Source organism: Streptomyces sp. NPDC006265 (assembly GCF_040613555.1).
Taxonomy (GTDB): Bacteria; Actinomycetota; Actinomycetes; order Streptomycetales; family Streptomycetaceae; genus Streptomyces.
Window position 1 is genome coordinate 526 of record NZ_JBEXSH010001133.1, and the last position, 1869, is coordinate 2394.

Genomic DNA, 1869 nt, shown 5'->3' on the forward strand with positions numbered 1-1869 from the left:
GAGCCGCCGACTCCACGGGGGAGACCGACCATGTCGGCCCGCGGCATGGCTGCTCTGACGTTTCTGCTTGGCCTCGGCCAGCTTGCGCAGGCACGCCCAGCGGGCCAGCGCGTACAGCCAGGCCCTGCGGTCGTCGGGTGCCTCGGGGACGTGCCGGCCGCGGCGTTCGGCGAGTGCGAGGACGTCGCACAGGGAGGTGGTCGCGGCGTCGTGGTCGCACAGCACGGAGAGGCAGTAGGTGAACAGGCCGTCCAGGTAGGGCTCGTAGCGCGCGGACGGCTGCTGCGCCAGCGTGCGCGCCGCCCCGCGGTCGCGCGCCTCCCGGTGCGCCCGGTGGGCACCGGCCGTGCGGGCCGAGCGGGTCGAGATCTCCGGAGTACTGCTCATCATTCGGCGACCGTAGGGGGCCGGGAGTGGCACCTTCAGGCGGCTTGAGCACTTTTAATCCGTACGGGTGAAACGATCCCTCAATCGGGGACATGAACCGGTCGTTCCGCCGCTGGCGCGGGGTGGCGAACCCCTGGCGCGCAGGTGGCAGCCGTCGGCCGGTCCCGCGATGTCAGTGCCGGCCGCTACGGTTTCGTCCATGGCTGCCCGTACGAAGACCACCAAGGACCGCCCGTCCTACCGCTGCACGGAGTGCGGCTGGCAGACGGCGAAGTGGCTCGGCCGCTGCCCCGAGTGCCAGGCCTGGGGGACGGTCGAGGAGTACGGCGCGCCCGCGGTGCGTACGACGGCACCGGGCCGGGTCACCACCTCCGCCCTGCCCATCGGCCAGGTGGACGGCCGCCAGGCCACCGCCCGCCCCACCGGCGTTCCCGAGCTGGACCGCGTGCTCGGCGGCGGGCTGGTCCCCGGCGCGGTGGTCCTGGTCGCGGGCGAGCCCGGCGTCGGCAAGTCCACGCTCCTGCTGGACGTGGCGGCCAAGTCCGCGAGCGACGAGCACCGCACGCTGTACATCACGGGCGAGGAGTCGGCGAGTCAGGTCCGGCTGCGCGCCGACCGCATCGGCGCCATCGACGACCACCTGTATCTCGCGGCAGAGACGGATCTGGCCGCGGTGCTGGGCCACTTGGACGCGGTGAAGCCGTCGCTGCTGATCATGGACTCGGTGCAGACGGTCGCGTCCCCGGAGATCGACGGCGCACCCGGCGGCATGGCGCAGGTGCGGGAGGTCGCCGGAGCCCTCATCCGGGCCTCCAAGGAACGCGGCATGTCCACACTGCTGGTGGGCCATGTCACCAAGGACGGCGCGATCGCGGGCCCACGCCTGCTCGAGCACCTGGTGGACGTCGTCCTGAGCTTCGAGGGCGACCGGCACGCCCGCCTGCGTCTCGTGCGGGGCGTCAAGAACCGCTACGGCACCACCGACGAGGTCGGCTGCTTCGAGCTGCACGACGAGGGCATCACGGGCCTCGCCGACCCGAGCGGGCTCTTCCTGACCCGCCGGGCCGAACCGGTCCCGGGCACCTGCCTGACCGTCACCCTGGAGGGCCGCCGCCCGCTGGTCGCCGAGGTCCAGGCGCTTACGGTCGACTCGCAGATCCCCTCCCCGCGCCGCACCACCTCCGGCCTGGAGACCTCCCGCGTCTCGATGATGCTCGCGGTGCTGGAACAGCGGGGGCGGATCAGCGCCTTGGGCAAAAGGGACATCTACTCCGCGACGGTCGGCGGTGTGAAGCTTTCGGAGCCCGCAGCCGACCTGGCCGTCGCCCTCGCCCTGGCTAGCGCGGCGAGTGACACACCTCTCCCCAAGAACCTCGTCGCGATCGGCGAAGTGGGCCTCGCGGGCGAGGTGAGACGGGTCACCGGAGTGCAGCGCAGACTGGCCGAAGCCCACCGTCTGGGCTTCACGCACGCGCTGGTCCC

General features: G+C 72.4%; 1 protein-coding gene and 1 pseudogene. One reads left to right on the top strand and one right to left on the bottom strand.

Annotated elements, in window-relative coordinates; genetic code table 11:
- Window positions 1–390, bottom strand: a pseudogene (locus ABZ281_RS46155) (hypothetical protein); the annotation flags it as partial.
- A gap of 196 nt (window positions 391–586) precedes the next feature.
- Between ABZ281_RS46155 and radA the strand changes: the two are divergent.
- The coding region (radA, locus tag ABZ281_RS46160; protein ID WP_356664465.1) for a DNA repair protein RadA at window positions 587–1869 on the top strand (1283 nt) is incomplete at its 3' end.